Annotated in this window: 16 protein-coding genes; 4 read left to right on the forward strand and 12 right to left on the reverse strand. The window is 64.3% G+C overall.

Going from position 1 to position 18,153, the window contains the following annotated elements; genetic code table 11:
* The first annotated feature begins 108 nt into the window (after nucleotides 1-108).
* Both G559_RS0105770 and G559_RS0105775 read left to right on the forward strand, forming a co-directional pair.
* The gene (locus G559_RS0105770; RefSeq protein ID WP_028627334.1) at nucleotides 109-858 is read left to right on the forward strand and encodes a class I SAM-dependent methyltransferase; all 750 of its coding nucleotides are present in this window, start codon (nucleotides 109-111) and stop codon (nucleotides 856-858) included.
* Nucleotides 859-963: 105 nt separating this feature from the next.
* Nucleotides 964-1,674: a lipoate--protein ligase family protein gene (locus G559_RS0105775; protein WP_028627335.1), complete on the forward strand. Its 711-nt coding sequence runs from the start codon at nucleotides 964-966 to the stop codon at nucleotides 1,672-1,674.
* 468 nt (nucleotides 1,675-2,142) lie between these two features.
* Here the strand turns inward: G559_RS0105775 and G559_RS0105780 are convergent, their stop codons facing one another.
* The 12 genes from G559_RS0105780 to G559_RS0105835 form a co-directional block, all read right to left on the reverse strand.
* Nucleotides 2,143-3,372, reverse strand: a complete 1,230-nt coding sequence (locus G559_RS0105780; RefSeq protein ID WP_028627336.1) for a DUF3422 domain-containing protein — start codon at nucleotides 3,370-3,372, stop codon at nucleotides 2,143-2,145.
* A 181-nt stretch (nucleotides 3,373-3,553) separates the two neighbouring features.
* A complete protein-coding gene (locus tag G559_RS0105785; protein WP_028627337.1) occupies nucleotides 3,554-5,698 on the reverse strand; it encodes a methyl-accepting chemotaxis protein in 2,145 nt (714 codons plus the stop codon).
* Nucleotides 5,699-5,745: 47 nt separating this feature from the next.
* On the reverse strand, nucleotides 5,746-7,071 hold the full coding sequence (locus tag G559_RS0105790) for an alginate export family protein (RefSeq protein WP_028627338.1): 1,326 nt from the start codon (nucleotides 7,069-7,071) through the stop codon (nucleotides 5,746-5,748).
* A 468-nt stretch (nucleotides 7,072-7,539) separates the two neighbouring features.
* Nucleotides 7,540-9,591 (reverse strand): phenylacetic acid degradation bifunctional protein PaaZ, encoded by a 2,052-nt coding sequence (gene paaZ, locus G559_RS0105795; RefSeq protein ID WP_028627339.1) that lies wholly within the window; start codon nucleotides 9,589-9,591, stop codon nucleotides 7,540-7,542.
* A gap of 40 nt (nucleotides 9,592-9,631) precedes the next feature.
* The gene (locus G559_RS0105800; protein WP_028627340.1) at nucleotides 9,632-11,278 is read right to left on the reverse strand and encodes a cation acetate symporter; all 1,647 of its coding nucleotides are present in this window, start codon (nucleotides 11,276-11,278) and stop codon (nucleotides 9,632-9,634) included.
* Nucleotides 11,275-11,583: a DUF485 domain-containing protein gene (locus G559_RS0105805; protein WP_028627341.1), complete on the reverse strand. Its 309-nt coding sequence runs from the start codon at nucleotides 11,581-11,583 to the stop codon at nucleotides 11,275-11,277. The genes G559_RS0105800 and G559_RS0105805 overlap by 4 nt, the downstream gene beginning before the upstream one ends.
* Nucleotides 11,584-11,774: 191 nt before the next feature.
* A complete protein-coding gene (gene paaE, locus G559_RS0105810) occupies nucleotides 11,775-12,851 on the reverse strand; it encodes a 1,2-phenylacetyl-CoA epoxidase subunit PaaE (RefSeq protein ID WP_028627342.1) in 1,077 nt (358 codons plus the stop codon).
* Nucleotides 12,852-12,877: 26 nt separating this feature from the next.
* Nucleotides 12,878-13,411 carry a 1,2-phenylacetyl-CoA epoxidase subunit PaaD gene (paaD, locus tag G559_RS0105815; RefSeq protein WP_028627343.1) on the reverse strand — a complete coding sequence of 178 codons (534 nt, stop codon included), beginning with the start codon at nucleotides 13,409-13,411 and terminating at the stop codon, nucleotides 12,878-12,880.
* Entirely contained in the window at nucleotides 13,398-14,159 is a 762-nt protein-coding gene (paaC, locus tag G559_RS0105820) for a 1,2-phenylacetyl-CoA epoxidase subunit PaaC (RefSeq protein ID WP_028627344.1), read from the reverse strand. The genes paaD and paaC overlap by 14 nt, the downstream gene beginning before the upstream one ends.
* A 10-nt stretch (nucleotides 14,160-14,169) precedes the next feature.
* On the reverse strand, nucleotides 14,170-14,451 hold the full coding sequence (gene paaB, locus G559_RS0105825; protein ID WP_016493150.1) for a 1,2-phenylacetyl-CoA epoxidase subunit PaaB: 282 nt from the start codon (nucleotides 14,449-14,451) through the stop codon (nucleotides 14,170-14,172).
* Between the two features lie 27 nt (nucleotides 14,452-14,478).
* On the reverse strand, nucleotides 14,479-15,471 hold the full coding sequence (gene paaA / locus G559_RS0105830) for a 1,2-phenylacetyl-CoA epoxidase subunit PaaA (protein ID WP_028627345.1): 993 nt from the start codon (nucleotides 15,469-15,471) through the stop codon (nucleotides 14,479-14,481).
* A 1,075-nt stretch (nucleotides 15,472-16,546) separates the two neighbouring features.
* A complete protein-coding gene (locus G559_RS0105835; RefSeq protein WP_028627346.1) occupies nucleotides 16,547-16,900 on the reverse strand; it encodes a DUF1428 domain-containing protein in 354 nt (117 codons plus the stop codon).
* A gap of 228 nt (nucleotides 16,901-17,128) precedes the next feature.
* On the opposite strand from G559_RS0105835, the gene G559_RS0105840 reads away from it, so the two are divergent.
* Nucleotides 17,129-17,521: a VOC family protein gene (locus G559_RS0105840; RefSeq protein WP_028627347.1), complete on the forward strand. Its 393-nt coding sequence runs from the start codon at nucleotides 17,129-17,131 to the stop codon at nucleotides 17,519-17,521.
* An 87-nt stretch (nucleotides 17,522-17,608) separates the two neighbouring features.
* On the forward strand, nucleotides 17,609-18,118 hold the full coding sequence (locus tag G559_RS0105845; protein WP_028627348.1) for an AAA family ATPase: 510 nt from the start codon (nucleotides 17,609-17,611) through the stop codon (nucleotides 18,116-18,118).
* The last annotated feature ends 35 nt before the right edge of the window (nucleotides 18,119-18,153 follow it).

The following is an 18,153-nucleotide window of genomic DNA, read 5'->3' on the forward strand; positions in this document are numbered from 1 at the left end:
CCGATCTTCGGCCTCCTTGGCGAATGAATTGGCCCCTACAAGGCCAGCCCTACGGCTTCACCCGCGCTATGCTGGCAGCCCCCAGCGACCCGAACCGGATCTTCTGCCATGTCCGAAACCAGCGCGCTCTTCACCCGCAATTCCGACGCCTACCGCGCCAATCGTCCCACCTACGATCCCACCCTGATTGCCTGGCTCAGCCAACAGGCGCCCGACCTGTCCCTGGCCTGGGACTGCGGTTGCGGCACCGGCCAGGCCACGCAGGGCCTTGCCCGGCACTTCCAGCGTGTGGTGGGAACCGATATCAGCGCATCGCAACTGACCAGGGCCGAGCCGGCAGCCAATATCGACTACCGCTGCGAGCCGGCCGAGCAGACGTCGCTGGCCGACGCCAGTGTGTCGCTGACCCTGGTGGCCCAGGCGCTGCACTGGTTCGACCTGGAGCGCTTCTATGCGGAAGTACGACGCGTCAGCAAACCGAGTGGGCTGCTGGCGGTGATCTCCTACAACCTCACGCAGATCACCCCCGAGGTGGATGCGCTGGTCAGCCACCTCTACCACGATATTCTCGGCAGCTACTGGGCCGAGGAGCGCAAGCATGTGGAGCAGGGCTACCGCACCCTGCCATTCCCCTTCGAACGCATCGAAGTCCCGCCGTTTACCCTGGATGCCGAGTGGGACCTGACGCGTCTGCTGGGCTACCTGGAAAGCTGGTCGGCCCTGGCGACCTACCAGGCCGCCCACGGCAGCAACCCCCTCGACCCCTTGCGGGAACGCTTCCAGCAGGCCTGGGGCGACCCGGCCAGCACCCGCCGGGTGAGCTGGCCGTTGGTGGTGAATCTGGGACGGGTGAACTGAAGAGATCGTTGAGGTGAGTTCATCAACGGTAGCAACCCAAGAACGGAATATCGGTTTGGCGCTGCAAGACGTCGGCGGTGGCAAGCCGTTTGAGCAGGAGCACTCATGCACCAGGTTTCACGATTTGCGGTAACCGCAGGACTGGACGCCGAACGCCAGTTGCTGGAGCGCATCCAGCAAGGCGCGCAGCAATGCGGGCTGCTGCTCTGGCGGCCGAATGCAGCAGCACTGGTGATGCCGCAGCGGATGAGCCGGCTGGCCGGGTTCGCGGCTGCCGAGGCCGATTGCATGGCGCTCGGCTGGCCCGTCGCCCTGCGCGACAGCGGCGGCGAACCCGTGCCGCAATCGTCGGCGGTACTCAATGTGGCGCTGGCCTATGCCTTGCCACCGCGTGAGAGCGAGCTGACCCGCATCGAGAACGCCTACGTGCGCCTGTGCCAGCCCATGCTCGACTGGTTGTCCGGCATGGGCCTGGAAAGTGGGCTGGGCGAGGTGGACGGCGCTTTCTGCGACGGTCGTTACAACGTCACTGTCTCGGCACGCAAGCTGGTGGGTACCGCCCAGCGCTGGCGCCGTCGCCGCGACGACGGGCGCCATGTGGTCCTGGCCCACGCTGCAGTGCTGATGGAGAACCAGCGTGAGCCCATGGTCGAGGTGGTGAACGCTTTCTATCGTGGCTGCAATCTGGAAGACCGCGTTCGCGCCAGCAGCCACATCGCCCTCGAAGAATGCATAGGGCAGGTCTGGAGCCGGCTTGAGCCCTTGCGCGAGGGCTACCGCCGGACACTGGCCGAGGCCGGGCTGGCGCTGGAATGAGTGGGAGGGGAGAAGGGCCGCTGGTCAGTGAATAGCATTGATTCACATGTAGCAGTAAAAATCACTTGACTGAAAAATGAGAATCATTATTATTCCAACCACTGGCCTCGCGGCCAGCTGGATAAGCTGACAAGCCCAGATTTCGGACTCATCAGATTATCTCCTCATCAGGCTAATCACGGTTATTGACCCGGCAAATTGCCGGGTCTTTTTTTGGGTGCGATTTCTTGCCGGCGCCATTTGCAGAACGGGTGGCGCTCGTGGCCTGGATGCAATCCGGGGGCATTTCCTGGATTTCATCCAGGCTACTGTGCTGTGCAATCCCGTGGCATTGGCACTCATTTGAAGGGGCGAATTCATTCGCCATGCAGGCCGCAGGTCTGCCCATCGGACTTGCAGGGGGGCAGCTTCGCCGGCCTTGGCGATTGAAATCGCCCCTACAGCTCCCGGCGACTTCCGGTATTGGGATCAATGCCCCTTGGCCTTCCTGATCCGCAGGAATATCCCGCCCAGGATCAGCACCACCACCGGCGTCGTCACCAGGATTGCGGTCTTCGCCGAGATATCCAGCCCGAGGGTGTGCAGGCCGCCGTAGAACAGCTTGAACAGGCTCAGCAGGTAGTAGCTGATGGCGATGATGGACAGGCCTTCGACCGCCCTCTGGATCTTGATCTGCGTATCGGCGCGGGCGTTCAGGCTGCGCAGGATTTCCGAGTTCTGCTCTTCCACTTCCACCTGCACCCGCGCCTGCAGCAGGTCGCCCAGGTTGGCGACGCTTTGTCCCAGGCGTACCAGACGCTGGTCAGTGGCGACGCAGTAACGCACGGTGGGGCGGAAGCGGCGCTCGATGAACACGCCCAGACGCTGACAATCGCCGATGTGGGATTCGCGCAACTCGTTGATCCGCTCGAAGACGATCTGCGCGTAGGCTTCGGTGGCGCTGAAGCGCTGCCGGGTGCGTGCGGTGCTGCGCACGATGCGTGCGGAGAGGGCGGCGATATCGGCCGACAGCACCTTGGCGCTGCTCTTTCCCTCGGCGTTGCGGTCGGAAAGGCTGGTCAGCTCCTTGTCGTATTCCTTCAGCTGCAGGCTCACCGCCTGGGCTACCGGCAGGGTGAGGGAGGCCATCATGCGGTAGGTCTCGATCTCCAGCAGGCGGCGGATCATCCGGCCGAGGCGATACGCATTGAGCCGGCGGTTGACCAGCAGGATGCGGTTCACCCCGTCTTCAGTCAGGCGAAAGTCGGACCAGGCGATCGCATCGCCACCGCCCAGGGTGGAGCCTGAAGGGTCCTTGAAACCATAGGCTGACGTCTCGCCGGCCCAGTTCGTCTCGGACTCCACCAGCACCTGGTCGGCGTTGATCAGCAGGTGACGGTAGTCGGCCACCAGGCTTTCCAGTTCGGCAGGTAGCGGTGGCCAGAAGGCGTCGCCCGGTGTGCGCGGTACCACCAGCGTCAGGGTGAAGAACTCGGTGTGGCGTTCCCATTTCAGGGTGTTCTCGCCCATCCGCAGCAGACCCTGGGAGCCGTTGCTCGCCAGCGGTGCGTCGGTGACCTGGTTGAGCCTCTCTACCAGGGCGTCGCAGACGTCCTCGGCATCGGCGAAGGCGAAGTGATAGACGTGGGCCGGATCACGGAAGTAGATCGACGGACGCGAGTGCAGCTCGTTGTGCAGGGCTTTGCGTAGTGGATGCATGGAGACTTCTGCGGGCAGGGAGGTTTTCTTCGATGACGCGGCCCACCTGTGGGGCGGTCACACCCGAGAAGAAGTTGTGACGGGAGTGCCACCGACCCGTCAGGGCGGGTAGCCCTTCAGGCCGGTGGCGACGGGGAGTGGCAGCCGGGCTGCCTGACGACGCGCCGGGGTCTTGTGGACCTCAGGCACGAAACTGCTGCATCAGCCCTTGCTGATGATTGGCCAGTTCATTGAGTTGGCGACTGACCTGGGCCGACTGCTCGGCCTGGCCGGACAGCGACTCGGTCACGTCGCGGATGGCCTCGACGTTGCGATTGATTTCATCTGCGACGCTGCTTTGCTCCTCGGCGGCACTGGCGATCTGCAAATTCATTTCGGTGATCAGGTTTACGGCGTCGCTGATGCGCTCCAGGGCGGCTACAGCTTGCTGCACCTGGCTGACGTTCTCCTGCGCCAGGCCATGGCTGCCCTGCATGGCCTGGGTCACATCGCGGGTGCCGTTCTGCAGGTTGTCGATCACCTGGCGAATCTCTTCCACGGAGTCCTGGGTGCGCCGCGCCAGGCTGCGCACCTCATCGGCAACCACGGCGAAGCCGCGCCCGGCATCGCCCGCTCGGGCCGCCTCGATGGCGGCATTGAGGGCGAGCAGGTTGGTCTGTCCGGCAATGGAGAGAATGACCTCCAGCACCGAACCGATCTGCTCGCTGCTCTGCGCCAGCGTCTGCAGTTGAGCCATGGCCTCGCTCATGTCCCGCGCCTGGGCATGGATGGCGCGGGTGGTGAGGCTGATCACCTGCAAGCCTTCGCGGCTGGCCTGGTCAGCGTGGCGTGCGGCATCGGCGGCCTGGGCAGCGCTCTGGGCCGAGGCGTTGGCGGTGGCGGACATTTCGTGCAGCGCGGTGGCCACCTGATCGATCTCGCGAAACTGCTGCTGCATACCTTCACTGGTCTGGCGGGCGATCAGGGCCGACTGGTCGGCCGTCTCACGAGCATTGCGCACCGAACCCTGCACCTTGGCGATCACCGGCTGCAGCTTGTCGAGGAAGCGATTGAAGGCCAGCGCCAGGCGGCCCAGCTCGTCGTTTCGGGTGTAGGTCAGACGACGGGTGAGGTCGCCTTCGCCGTCGGCGATGCCTTCCAGCATGGCGGCCAGGCGCAGCAAGGGGCGGGTTACGCCACGGGCGGCCAGCCAGATCAGCGCGACACCGAGCAGAGCGGCGACCGAACCCAGGGCGAACTCCAGTGCTGAGCTTTGCAGGCGCTCGTCATCCATTTGCACTTTCAGGGCTTCGGCAGGGGCCAGCAGCACCGATTGCGGCACGCCCAGCAACACGCCCCAGGGCTTGGCGCCGGCAATGGGGGCGAGGGGTTCCAGCACGCTGATCTGCCCCTGGTCGATAAAGGCGTGGGGCTCGCTGCGGCCGAGAAAGTCGAGGACTTCGGCGGCCTGGTCTGGCAGCACCACCTGCAGGCGCTTGCCGAGCTGGCCGGCATCCTGGCTATGGCCGGCGACCACGCCGGATGGGCTGACGATGCTGACGCGGCCGTTTCCCTCATAGAGTTCGCGGCTGCCGGCCAGGGCGTCCTGTTGCAGGCTGTCGAGGCTGATGTCCAGGCCGATCACGGCCACTACCTTGCCGTTCTCCAACAGCGGGAAGGCGACGCTGGTGACCAGCTTGCGGCTGCCCGAAGACTCGTCGAAGTAGGGTTCCAGCAAGCACAGCTGCCCGCTGTCGCGCGGGCAGGTGAAGAAGGCGTTGAAGGGGGCGCCGCTGGGGCCGGGGGAGGTGTCCGACAGCAGTTTTTCGTCGCCCGGCACCGCCTGCAATTCACCGGGTTTCGCCTGCAGCCAATAGAGGGCGAAGCGTCCGGCATCGTTGCTGCCGAGGTCGCCGCGACCACGGAAGTCGCTATCGCGCCCATCGAGGGCATCAGGCTGGAAGATCAGGAACAGGCCAAGCAGATCAGCGCGCTGCTCCACGGCCTTGCGCAGTTCACCGGCCAGTTCGGCCCGCAGGGCTTCGGCGCTCATTTCGCCTCGGGCGGCGCGTTCGCGCAGGTAGAGCAGGTGCCGCGCCAGGCCCAGCCCGTATTCGTGGGTGCGGGTGAAGCTGCGCTGGATCTGCAGCGCCTGCACCTTGCCCTGCGCTTGCAGGTTGAGGCGCGCGGCTTCGGCCAGCATGCGCTCGCTGGAATCCTTGACTCGCTCGGTACTGGTGCGGGTCTGGTAGAGCGACAGGCCGACCAGCAGGCCCACCACCAGGATCAGGCAGAGGCTCGCCAGCAGGGTGATCTTGCTTTGGATGCTGAGGCTAGGGCTGGACATGGACGCGGTCGCTTGGAGAAGCCGGGGCGTTGCCGCCCCGGATGGATTCAGAAGACGGTGACGAACACCAGTTGGCTGTAGAGGTTGCTGTCGTCGCCACCGAGCTGGGTGCCGCCTTCGTCCGCACTGCGGTCAGGCTTGTAAAGGCCGACCACGGGCATGACGATCAGGTTTTCACTCACCGCCCATTCGGCGTAGAGGTCCACCTCGCTGCCATCGAAGTTGCCCAGGTCGCGATCCAGGGTGTTGAAGTCGAACCACAGCGCGCCAAGGCTCAGGTTCTCCAGCGGCGTCACCTTGAAGGCAACGTGGTGGACCTGGGTGTTGGAGTTGAACGGGCCGGCGTAGTTGCCCGCTACCTCGCCCTGGAACCAGGTGCCGTAGCCACGGCTGAAGCCGGTGAACAGCGGGTCGTAACCCTCCGAGAAGCGGCTGTAGCGGTAGTTCACGCTCGGGCTCCAGGCCACGTCGGAGAAGGTCCAGCCGGCTTCCAGGTACCAGGCGTTCTCGTCGTCGACGTTTTTCTTGTCCTGCCAGGCGTACTCGCCTGAGAGGAACAGGTTCTCCACCCCGGCATTGCCCTGGCCGCGCAGGCTGTAGGTCTTCATGCCGTCGCGTTCGGCCTGGAAGGGCGAGGCGAACTCTTCATCGATATCGCGGATATCGATGGCCGTCAGGCCCAGGGTGCCGGCCTCGGATACGTGCTCCAGGGTGCCCACCAGCAGCTCGGGCTTGGCTTGGGCGCGGTTGTCGGATTTCAGCCACATCAGGTCGCCGCGCAGGCCGTCCTTGCCGCCGAGGCGCAGGATGGCGGTCTGGTCGAACGCCTTGCGTGCCGCCAGCCAGTAGGCACCGCCACGGTTGAACTCGCCATCGGCAAGACCTTTGCCGAGGTTGAGGGCATCGCCATTGATGAGGAAGCCGTCGCCGACCATGACGTTCTGGCGGCCGAAGGAGAAGTCCACACCGTCTTCGCCCAGGGCCTCGAACAACTGGCCGGAGCGCCAGCCGAGGTAGGCGTCTTCGATCTTGGTGGTGCGCTCGGAGCCATCAGTGAAGCCAGCCGCGTCGCCGTCACCCCAGGTGCCGGAGCTGAGCAGGTTGAAGGCGCCATAGCTGGTGCCGGCCCCCGCCAGCCCCTGGTCGAAGCTGATGCCGTACTTGGCATAGCCCTCGCGCCAGGACGACGACCCTTCGCTCTTCGAGCCAGCGACGGCGTAGTTTTCCTGGCTGTGGAAGAAGCCGTACACGGCCTCCAGGGTGGCGTTCAGGCGGGTGTCTTCGTCGGCGTAAAGCTCATAGGCACCCGCGTGGGTAGCGGCACCCACCAGCAGCGCCAGGGTGGAAAGTCGGAACAGGTTCGACCGGGACATGGCAAGGCTTCCTTCTTCTTGGTATTGGCAGCGGAGCGTTTCTGCGACCGGATACTAAGGAGTTGCCGTGCACTGGCCTTGTGCCTGCTTGCCAAGGGCTTGATGCTGCGTGCCAGATTCGGGGGCTGTGCGTTGTAGGGGTGAATTCATTCGCTATGTCTGCGTTAGCAGTTGCGAGAGATTCACCATCGGGCCAAGAGCCTTGTAGGAGCTGGCTTGCCAGCGAAACGGAGCCATTCGCTGGCAAGCCAGCTCCTACGGGCAAAGCAGCTGCTTGCAACACGTTATGCAGACAGAACCAATTCATTCGCCAAGGGCGGCGCAGCTGCCCCGCTGTCTTGCACTGGCGGACCTGCGGTCCGCTTGGCGATTGAAATCGCCCCTACAGAACGCGAATCGTCCGAGCAGGCAAAAAAAACCGGCCCTAAGGCCGGTCGTAATCTCACGCAGCGACTCGGTTCACATGGCTCAAGGGCGTTTCAGCACCAGGGTGAGGATGTCGTAGCTGGCCACCAGCTCTCCGTTCTGGTTGGTGACCTCCACGTCCCAGGCCACGACACCTTGCGGCTCGCCCTTGGGGCTCTTCTTGCCCTGGTCGATCTTGCGCTTGCAGGTCAGGCGCGCCTGGATGGTGTCGCCGATGCCCACTGGGGTGATGAAGCGCAGGCTGTCCAAACCGTAGTTGGCCAGCACCGGGCCGGGGGCCGGGGAGACGAACAGGCCGGCGGCGGCGGAGAGCACGAAGTAGCCGTGGGCGATGCGCTTGCCGAACTGGGATTCCTTGGCGGCCAGTTCGTCGAAGTGCATGTAGAAGTGATCGCCCGACAGGCAGCCGAAGTTGACGATGTCGGCCTCGGTGACGGTACGGCGGTGGGTCAGCAGGGATTCGCCGATCTGCAGCTCGTCGAAGTAGCGGCGGAACGGGTGCACTTCGGTCTCGACCACCTTGGCACCACGCACGTATTCGCCGGTGACGGCGGCCAGCATGGTGGGCGAACCCTGGACGGCGGCGCGTTGCAGGTAGTGCTTCACCGCGCGCAGTCCGCCCAGTTCCTCACCGCCGCCAGCACGGCCGGGGCCGCCGTGCTTGAGCACCGGCAGCGGCGAGCCGTGGCCAGTGGATTCGGCGGCGGCTTCGCGGTCGAGGATGTGCAGGCGGCCGTGCAGGGCGGCGGCTTGCGGTACCACGTGGGCAGCGACGGTCGGGTCCTTGGTGACCAGGCTGGCCACCAGGCTGCCCTTGCCACGGGCGGCCAGGGCGATGGCCTCGTCGATGTCGTCGTAGGCCATCAGGGTGCTCACCGGGCCGAAGGCCTCGATGTCGTGGGCGCCGCCTTCGGCGTGCGGATCACGGGCGCGCAGCAGGGTGGGGGCGAAGAAGGCGCCTTCGTTCACGCCTTCACCGCGCGGGGCGAAGCCGTCACGCGCGCCGAACAGCAGCTCGCTGCTGGCCAGCAGGGCATCCAGGCGCTCGGCCACGTCGGCCTGCTGGGCATGGGACGCCAACGCGCCCATCTTCACGCCTTCCACGGCGGGGTCGCCGATCACGACTTTGGACAGACGCTCGCGCAGGCGCTCGGCCACGGCGTCGATGTGTTTGGCGGGCACGATGGCACGGCGAATCGCGGTGCACTTCTGCCCGGCCTTCACGGTCATCTCGCGGGCCACTTCCTTGACGAAGAGGTCGAACTCCGGATCGTCCGGGGTGATTTCCGGGGCGAGGATGGCGCAGTTCAGCGAGTCCGCTTCGGCGTTGAAGGGGATGGAGTTGCGAATCAGGTTGGCGTTCACGCGCAGCTTGGCGGCGGTGTCGGCCGAACCGGTGAAGGTCACCACGTCCTGGCCCTGCAGGCGGTCCAGCAGGTCGCCGGTGCTGCCGATGATCAGCTGCAGGCTGCCTTCCGGCAGCAGGCCGGATTCATGCATCAGGCGCACGGCGGCTTCGGTCAGGTAGCTGGTCGCGGTGGCGGGTTTGACGATGCACGGCATGCCGGCGAGGAAGCTCGGGGCGAACTTCTCCAGCATCCCCCAGATCGGGAAGTTGAACGCGTTGATGTGTACGGCCAGGCCGCCGCGCGGCACCAGGATGTGGGTGCCGGCAAAGGTGCCCTGCTTGCCCAGCGGCATGGCCGGGCCTTCATGCACGATGTTGCCCGATGGCAGCTCGCGGGCGCCGACGCCGGCGTAGCTGAACAGGGTGCTGGTGCCGCCTTCGATGTCGATCCAGCTGTCGGCACGGGTGGCGCCGCTGTGGCGGGACAGCGCGTAGAGCTGTTCCTTGCGCTCGTTGAGGTAAAGCGCCAGGGCCTTGAGGCGCGCCGCACGCTGCTGGAAGTCCAGGGCCATGAGGCTGGCGATGCCGCGTTTGCGACCGTGCTCGATGGCTTCGGAGAAGTCCAGGGCTTCCTCGTGGGCGCGGGCGATAGTGCTGCCGTCGATGGCACTGCGCAGTGCCTGGGCGCCGTGCTGGCCGATCCAGCGGCCGGCGATGAAGCTTTGCAGGGTAGTGGCTTGGGTCATCGGATGTTCTCTGCGGAGTAAGTAGGTGAAAGGGGCGCACTCAATGGCGCGCGGCGCCGGCTGCGCCGATTCCGGTCATGGAACGGATGAACTGCGCCAGGTAGCGGCCACGTTCTTCCCTGGCACGCTCGGAGGCATCGGTCACCGAGAGCAGCCAGGCACTGAAGAAGGCCATGCCCATGGAGAACAGCGCCGGGTTGGAGTACGGGAAAAGCGCCGTGTCGTGATGCAGCACGTTGACCCAGACGGCCGGGCTCAACACCAGCAGGACGATGGCGGACAGCAGGCCCATCACGCTGCCGGCCACGGCGCCACGGGTGGTGAGGCCCTTCCAGAACATGGAGAGGAACAGCACCGGGAAGTTGACCGATGCGGCGATGGCCAGCACCAGGCCGGAAAGGAAGGCAATGTTCTGCGACTCGAACAACAGGCCGAGGATTACCGCCAGCGCGCCGATGCAGAGGGTGGCGATGCGCGACACGCGCATTTCCTCGCGCTCGCTGGCGCGGCCCTTGCGGATCACACAGGCATACAGGTCGTGAGAGACGGCCGAGGCGCCGGACAGTGCCAGGCCAGCGACCACCGCTAGGATGGTGGCGAAGGCCACGGCGGAGATGAAACCGAGGAACAGGCTGCCGCCCACCGCGTGGGACAGGTGCACCGCGACCATGTTGCCGCCGCCGATGATGGCGCCGGCCGCGTCGCGGAATTCCGGGTTGGTGCCGACCATCACGATGGAGCCGAAGCCGACCACGATCAGCAGCAGGTAGAAGTAGCCGATGAAGCCGGTGGCGTAGAAGACCGACTTGCGGGCTTCCTTGGCATCGCTGACGGTGAAGAAGCGCATCAGGATGTGCGGCAGGCCGGCGGTGCCGAACATCATGCCCAGCCCCAGGGAAATGGCGTCGATGGGGTTCGACAGCAACCCGCCCGGCGCCATGATGGCGGTGCCCTTGGCGTGTACCGAGGTGGCGGCGGCGAACATGGACTCCACGCTGAAGCCGAAGTGCTTGAGCACCATGAACGCCATGAAGCTGGTGCCCGAAAGCAGCAGCACGGCCTTGATGATCTGCACCCAGGTGGTGGCCAGCATGCCGCCGAAGGTCACGTAGCAGACCATCAGCACGCCCACCAGCATCACGGCCTGGGTGTAGGAGAGGCCGAACAGCAGTTCGATCAGCTTGCCGGCGCCGACCATCTGCGCCACCAGGTACATCAGCGCCACGGTCAGGGTGCCGAAGGCGGCGGTGATGCGAATCGGGGTCTGCTCCAGGCGATAGGACACCACATCGGCGAAGGTGTACTTGCCGAGGTTGCGCAGGCGTTCGGCGATCAGGAACAGGATGATCGGCCAGCCGGCGAGCACGCCCAGGGCGTAGAGCAGGCCGTCGTAGCCGTTCATGAACATCATCGCGGAGATGCCGAGGAAGGACGCTGCGCTGATCATGTCGCCGGCAATCGCCAGGCCGTTCTGGAAGCCGGTGAGACCGCCGCCTGCGGTATAGAAGTCGGCGGTCGAACGGGTACGCAGGGCGGCCCAGCGGGTGATGCCGAGGGTGAAGAGCACGAACGCCAGGAACATGTAGATGGCGTTCCAGTTCAGCGGACGCGCGGCTGCATCGGCGGCGAAGGCGCTTTCCGTGACCAGCAGACCGCCGGTAAGCAGCAGGGAGGCGAGGGCTTTCATTGGCTGCACTCCTGCTTGAGCTTGTCGTTCAACGGATCGAGCTGGCTGTTGGTGCGCTTGACGTAGATGCCGGTCAGCGCAAAGGAAAGCAGGATGATGACCACGCCGACCAGCATGCCCACGCTGGTGACACCACCATTGAGCGATTGGCCGAGTACGCCAGGGGCGAAGGCCACCAGCAGCACGAAGCCGTAGTAGATGGCCAGCATGGCGGCGGTCAGGGACCAGGTCAGGCGCTGCTTGCGACGGACCAGCTGGATGAAATCCGGATGCTGCCGGATGCGATCGAGGTCGTGCGGGGTCATGGTTGCTCTCTCTTTTTGTGTTTGTCGAGGCGCCCGTTCAACGGCCGACGGCAAGGCTGCTTGTGTCGAACGGGGTACTGCGGGTGCTGCTTTTTTGTCTTTTTCGGTGGGCTGAAGCCCACCCTACGATTTGGCACGGTTGGCTGTAGGGTGGGCTTCAGCCCACCAAACAACGTTCCACCTACGCATCGTCAGAGCTGGTCGAAGTCCAGGACTACCTTCTCGCTGAGCGGGAAGGTCTGGCACGACAGCACGTAGCCGGCGGCCACTTCGTAGTCCTCCAGGGCGAAGTTGCTGTCCATCTCCACCTCGCCCTCGATCACCTTGCACTTGCAGGTGGAGCACACACCGGCCTTGCAGGAGTAGGGCAGTTCCAGACCCTGGGCGTTACCGGCGTCGAGCACGCTGGCGCTGTTGCGCGGCAGCTCGAAGGTCAGTTCGCGGCCATCGCTGATCACGGTGACCTGGCTCACGGCACTGTCCACACTGCGGGCGGCTTCGCGGGCTTCACGCTTGGCGCTGCTGCCGGCGGCGGCGAACAGCTCGAAGTGGATGCGTTCGGTGGACATACCGTTGGCCTTGAGCTGGTCGCGCACGGTCTCGGTCATCGCCTGCGGGCCGCAGATGAAGGCGGCGTCCAGGGCCTTGACGTCGATCCAGCGGGAGAACAGCTGGCCGCATTTGTCGGCGTCGATCCGGCCGTTGTAGAGGTCCACGTCCTGCTGCTCGCGGCTGAACACGAAGATCAGGTTGAGGCGCTGCAGATAGCGGTTCTTCAGGTCTTCCAGTTGCTCGCGGAACAGCGCCGAGGCACTGGAGCGATTGCCGTAGAGCAGGGTGAAGCGGCTGTGGGGCTCGCTTTCCAGGGTGGTCTTGATGATCGACAGGATCGGCGTGATGCCACTGCCGGCCGCCACCGCGAGGTAGTTGCCGTGGCGCGCGGCGTCCAGTTCCACGAAGAAGTGGCCGGACGGCGGCATCACGTCCAGGCTATGGCCGGCTTTCAGGCTGTCGTTGGCAAAGGCGGAGAAACGGCCGCCTGCCACGCGCTTGATCGCCACCCGCAGCTCGCCGTCGTTGACGCCGGTGCAGATGGAGTAGGAGCGGCGTACTTCCTCGCCATCCATCTGGGTGCGCATTACCAGATGCTGGCCCTGGGTGAAGTGGAAGGTTTCGGCCAGGCCTTCGGGAATGTCGAAGGCGATGGACACCGCGTCGCGGGTTTCCGGACGTACTTCTTTGATTGTCAGGCTGTGGAACTTGCTCATCTTGGTCGTCTCCGGTGGCAAGCCACTCAGATGCACTTGAAATAGTCGAACGGCTCTAGGCAGTCGCGGCAGCGGTACAACGCTTTGCACGCAGTGGAGCCAAACTGGCTGAGCAGTTCTGTATGGGCGCTGCCGCATTGCGGGCAGCACACTTCCGGGGACTCGCCCAGCAGGCTGCGCTTGCTGGTGCTGCCCGCCGGCGGGGCGATGCCGTAGGCGCGCAGGCGCTCGCGGCCCTCAAGGCTGATCCAGTCAGTGGTCCAGGCCGGGTTCAGGCGGCGTTCCAGCTTCGGCGCGGCGAAGCCGGCGCCTTCCAGGGCCTGCTCGATGTCCTGCTCGATCACCTCGGTGGCCGGGCAGCCCGAGTAGGTCGGGGTGACGACCACATGCAAGTGGCCGTCATGCCAGTCGAGGCCACGGACGATGCCGAGGTCGACCACGCTGACCACCGGCACTTCCGGGTCCATCACCTCGCCCAGTACCGACCAGGCGCGCGCCAGATCATCTGGCGCGCCGGCCCGGGCGCCACGGTCGCTGGCGATCAGCTCACCAGGACGCATCGGGGTGGGCCCGCTGGAGAAACTGCATTTCGGCCAGCAGCAGGCCGAGGTGCTCGGTATGCAGGCCGCGCTTGCCGGACAGGTAGAAGTAGCTGGCCGGCTCCGGCATCGGCAGGGTGGCGCTGGCGAAAATGTCGGCGACCTTGGATTTCCAGGCGGCAGCGATCTCTGCCGGGTTCGGAGCAATGCCGGCCTCGAATAGGTGCTGCTCAACCTCATCGCCATTCACCAGTTCGACGGTGAAGCGCCATACATCGCGAATGGCCGCCAGCATGCGTCGGTGGCTTTCCTCAGTGCCGTCGCCCAGGCGCTCGACCCATTCGCTGGAGCGGCGCAGGTGGTAGGTGACTTCCTTCAGGGCCTTGGCGGCGATGCCGGCAATGCGCTCGTCGCTGGACTGGCTCAGGCCGTGCAGGACCTGGAAGTGCCAGGCGTCGTAGAAGAACTGCTTGGTAATGGTCACGGCGTAGTCGCCGTTGGGTTGCTCCACCAGCAGCAGGTTGCGGTAGGCGCGCTCGTCACGGCGGAAGGCCAGGTGGTCGGCGTCACGGCCGTCGGCAATCAGCTCGGCGGCGTAGTCCAGCCAGTTGCGGGCCTGGCCCACCAGGTCGAGGCCGACGTTCATCAGTGCCAGTTCTTCTTCCAGCGCTGGGGCATGGCCGCACCATTCGCACAGGCGCTGGCCCTGGATCAGGGCGCTGTCGCCGAGGCGCAGCAGGTATTGGATGAGGTCTTCGCGTTGAGTCATGGCAGCGGCCTCACATGTGGCCGACTTCAGCCGGCAGCTCGTAAAAGCTGGCGTGGCGATAGACCTTGTCCTGGGACGGGTCGAACAGCGGCTCTTTCTCGTCCGGCGAGGAAGCGGTGATCAGCGCGGACGGCACCACCCAGAGGCTCACACCTTCGTTGCGGCGGGTGTACAGCTCGCGGGCGTTCTCGATGGCCATGCGCGCGTCGGCGGCATGCACGCTGCCGACGTGTTTGTGGTTCAGGCCGTGCTTGCTGCGCACGAAGACTTCAAAAAGGGTCCATTCAGACATGGCAGGAATCTCCAGCTCAGGGGCAGGTCAAGCGACGTTCGCTTTGCGTTGTTGTTTGCGGGCGTGGGCTACCGCGGCTTCGCGGACCCAGGCGCCGTCTTCGATGGCTTTGCGGCGGGTGGCGACGCGCTCGACGTTGCACGGGCCGTTGCCCTTGAGCACTTCGTAGAACTCTTCCCACTGGATTTCGCCGAAATCGTAGTGGCCGCGTTCCTCGTTCCACTTCAGGTGCGGGTCCGGGGCGGTGCAGCCGAGTAGCTCCAGCTGCGGCACGGTCTGGTCGATGAAGCGCTGGCGCAGTTCGTCGTTGCTCTGGCGCTTGATCTTCCAGGCCATGGACTGGGCGCTGTTGGGGGAGTCGGCGTCGCTCGGGCCGAACATCATCAGCGACGGCCACCAGAGGCGGTTGATAGCGTCCTGGACCATGTCCTTCTGGGCCTGGGTGCCGTGACGCATCATGTGCAGGAGGATTTCGTAGCCCTGGCGCTGGTGGAAGGACTCTTCCTTGCAGATGCGGATCATGGCGCGGGAGTAGGGGCCATAGGAGGTGCGCTGCAGCACCACCTGGTTGACGATGGCCGCGCCATCCACCAGCCAGCCTACGGCGCCCATGTCGGCCCAGCTCAGGGTCGGGTAGTTGAAGATGCTCGAGTACTTGGCGCGGCCCGAGTGCAGCTTGGCGATCTCTGCGTCACGGTCCGCGCCCAGGGTTTCCATGGCGCTGTAGAGGTAGAGGCCGTGACCCGCTTCGTCCTGGATCTTGGCCATCAGCTGCAGCTTGCGCTTCAGGGTCGGTGCACGGGTCACCCAGTTGCCCTCCGGCAGCATGCCGACGATCTCGGAGTGGGCGTGCTGGGAAATCTGGCGGATCAAGGTCTGCCGGTAAGCATCCGGCATCCAGTTCTTCGCCTCGATCTTGATTTCCGCGTCGATCTTTTCCTGGAAGGCGCGTTCCTCGGGGGACATCTCCTCCAGCGCCTTGATGCGCTTCACGCCGGTCTCAACCAATTGTGCGTACATGCCGTTCTCCAGCCATGCAGGGTTCGTGGGGTGGCTTGGCCATGGCGCTATTTTTAAATGATACGAAATCAAATATCAAACACTAAAACGTGTATCGAATATGATTTTTGTATCGCTTGCGGGGGCGGCCGAAACAAGTTGCGGGCATAAGGCGTCAGGCCGCACGGCTTCCGGGTGGAAGCAGATCTGGTCTGGACTGGGTAGGGAAGGCTGGGGAATGACTGTGGTAGACGCGGTGCGGCTGACTCTTGCACCTGAATCTGCTTTGGCAGAAGGCGGTTGGGGACGTATCGGGTTATCTGATACAGAAAGCGATGTTATGCATCGCTGTGTGATTACATTGTGTCGGGTTGCTCATCGAACTACAGCTGGATTTCGAGCTTCCGGGGTGGCGGGGCGCGCTGCTTGCTGCAGCGTTTTGTCGGGGGCGAACCTTCGGCCCGCTTGGCGATTGAAATCGCCCCTACAGGGTTTGTGCCCGGAATCGCCCCCACAGGGTTCGTTCCCGGAATCGGATTGTTCCTTGTAGGGGCGAATTCATTGGCTATGTCTGCGTTAGCTGTTGCAAAGTTGATTTAAGCGCTCTAGCGCAGGCATTCCAGGCTTTCGGGCCAGCCTGACGCAGCCCTCACCCCCAGCCCCTCTCCCAGAGGGAGAGGGGTGACTCGCGCCGGAGAGGCACGAACCATTCTGAAGCCCACACGGGCCTGATATCGGGCAGACGAGGTGGGGCAGCGACTGCGCCCCTTCAGGAGGCCGAGCAGAATCGTTGTGTAGGGGGGCGAGCGGCATGGATGCCGCGAGAGGCGTGTGGGGCCATGGATGGCCCCTCGCGCCGTGCCCCCGGAGCAACGATGGAGCGAGGGTACCCCGGCGAAGCCGGGGCCGGATGCAGGGGCAAGACTTTTGCTTCCTTTGGGTCGACTGCCAAAGGGAGGCGCCTGGGAAGGCGAAACCAGAAACATCAGCAGAACTCGGCAAGCAGCCTGGCTCCGGACGTTCTAGCAACACTTAACGCAGACATAGCCAATTCATTCGCCAAGGGCAGCGCAGCTGCCCCCCTTCTTGCGGTCGATCACGCACTCACCAACACTTCGAACCCGCCAAAGATCATCCGCTGGCCATCGAAGGGCATGGTGCTCGGGTCGGGTTTCATGCGCGGGTCTTCCATCACTTTCGCCATGCCTTCATCGCGAACCTGCTTCGAGGGCCAGGTGATCCACGAGAAGACCACGGTTTCGCCTTCCTGCAATTTCACCGACATGGGGAAGGAGGTCACCTTGCCCTCGGGCACGTCGTTACCCCAGCACTCGACGACGCTGAGCGCGCCGTACTCCTTGAAGACCCCGGCGGCCATCTCGGCCACCTTGCGGTAGGCCTCACGGCTGGCGGTGGGAACGGGCACTACGAAGCCATCTACATAGGTCATGATCGATCTCCTGTCTGGATTCCGTTTTGTCGATTGGAACCGGCCTTGACTGGCCGATCTAACCAAGAGTCGAAAGAGCTCGTTGGCGTTCGACAGGATTGTCGCCGTAATCGGATGGATCCGACCGGCGGTGAGGATTTTCTGATGGCCGCCGCCCTTGCTTTGGCCGGGCAGGGCCACCGATGATGCCTGGCTCTCACAACTGTGGCTGACAAGGAAGTACTGATCATGAAGTTCGGATACACGATCGCCTATGTGTCGGATGTGCGAAGCACCCTGGAGTTCTTCGGATTGGCATTCGGCTTACCTGCCCGCTTTCTGCATGAGTCCGGCGACTACGGCGAACTGGAGACCGGGGCCACGACTCTGGCTTTCGCTTCCCATGAGCTTGGGGATATGAATCTTCCGGGCGGCCATGTCCGCGCCAATGAATCGTCGCAGCCATTGGGCATTGAAATCGCCTTGGTGACGTGCGATGTCCCTGCCGCCCACCAACGTGCACTGGCGGCCGGAGCGCAGGAGCTGGCAGCTCCGCAGGAACGACCCTGGGGGCAGGTGGTCTCCTATCTGCGTTGCCCTGACGGACTGCTGGTTGAGCTCTGTTCACCCATGGGAGAGTAGAACCTGCAATGGGTATCGCGGGGCACTGATACTCGTCGGCGGCGAGGTTCTATGGACCCCCTCACAACCGGCATTCAGGGAGTTGAAATGCTCATTGTCTTCAGCGGATTGCCAGGTACTGGAAAAACGACGATCTCACGTCGATTGGCGCGCCGCCTGGGCGCGACCTACCTGAGGGTGGATGCCATGGAGCAGGCGATTCGGGACGCCGCAGTTCTTGCCGATGATGTGGGGCGCAGCGGCTACCGGGTCGCTATCGCCCTGGCCCAGTCGAATCTGGAAATGGGGCGTCTGGTGATCGTCGACTGCGTCAATCCGGTGGCTGAAAGTCGCGTTGCGTGGCGCGAGGTTGCGATGCAAGCCGGCGTGGCCTTGCTTGATATCGAGGTGGTGTGCTCTGACCCGCAGGTGCATCGACTCAGGGTGGAAACCCGCACGGTCGATGTGCCAGGCCTGACGCCGCCAACCTGGCAATCGGTTCTGGAGCATGACTATGAGCCGTGGGACGAGCGGCCTTTGCGGCTGGACTCTGCCGTGATCTCTCCAGATGAAGCAGTGGAGGTCGTCATCGAGCATGTTGCTCGCACTGCCTCCTAGCCCTTTGATCCGCCCAAGAAGAAGCCCCGCATGAA

This window comes from Metapseudomonas resinovorans DSM 21078 (assembly GCF_000423545.1).
Classification (GTDB): Bacteria; Pseudomonadota; Gammaproteobacteria; order Pseudomonadales; family Pseudomonadaceae; genus Metapseudomonas; species Metapseudomonas resinovorans.

Coding starts and splice junctions, on each gene's coding strand:
- paaD (WP_028627343.1), bottom strand. CDS start 13,411: ATGCGTCCTGGTGAGCTGATCGCCAGCGACCGTGGCGCCCGGGCCGGC.
- paaE (WP_028627342.1), bottom strand. CDS start 12,851: ATGAGCAAGTTCCACAGCCTGACAATCAAAGAAGTACGTCCGGAAACC.
- G559_RS0105785 (WP_028627337.1), bottom strand. CDS start 5,698: ATGTCCAGCCCTAGCCTCAGCATCCAAAGCAAGATCACCCTGCTGGCG.
- G559_RS0105835 (WP_028627346.1), bottom strand. CDS start 16,900: ATGACCTATGTAGATGGCTTCGTAGTGCCCGTTCCCACCGCCAGCCGT.
- G559_RS0105790 (WP_028627338.1), bottom strand. CDS start 7,071: ATGTCCCGGTCGAACCTGTTCCGACTTTCCACCCTGGCGCTGCTGGTG.
- paaZ (WP_028627339.1), bottom strand. CDS start 9,591: ATGACCCAAGCCACTACCCTGCAAAGCTTCATCGCCGGCCGCTGGATC.
- G559_RS0105800 (WP_028627340.1), bottom strand. CDS start 11,278: ATGAAAGCCCTCGCCTCCCTGCTGCTTACCGGCGGTCTGCTGGTCACG.
- G559_RS0105805 (WP_028627341.1), bottom strand. CDS start 11,583: ATGACCCCGCACGACCTCGATCGCATCCGGCAGCATCCGGATTTCATC.
- G559_RS0105845 (WP_028627348.1), top strand. CDS start 17,609: ATGCTCATTGTCTTCAGCGGATTGCCAGGTACTGGAAAAACGACGATC.
- paaA (WP_028627345.1), bottom strand. CDS start 15,471: ATGTACGCACAATTGGTTGAGACCGGCGTGAAGCGCATCAAGGCGCTG.
- paaB (WP_016493150.1), bottom strand. CDS start 14,451: ATGTCTGAATGGACCCTTTTTGAAGTCTTCGTGCGCAGCAAGCACGGC.
- paaC (WP_028627344.1), bottom strand. CDS start 14,159: ATGACTCAACGCGAAGACCTCATCCAATACCTGCTGCGCCTCGGCGAC.
- G559_RS0105780 (WP_028627336.1), bottom strand. CDS start 3,372: ATGCATCCACTACGCAAAGCCCTGCACAACGAGCTGCACTCGCGTCCG.
- G559_RS0105770 (WP_028627334.1), top strand. CDS start 109: ATGTCCGAAACCAGCGCGCTCTTCACCCGCAATTCCGACGCCTACCGC.
- G559_RS0105840 (WP_028627347.1), top strand. CDS start 17,129: ATGAAGTTCGGATACACGATCGCCTATGTGTCGGATGTGCGAAGCACC.
- G559_RS0105775 (WP_028627335.1), top strand. CDS start 964: ATGCACCAGGTTTCACGATTTGCGGTAACCGCAGGACTGGACGCCGAA.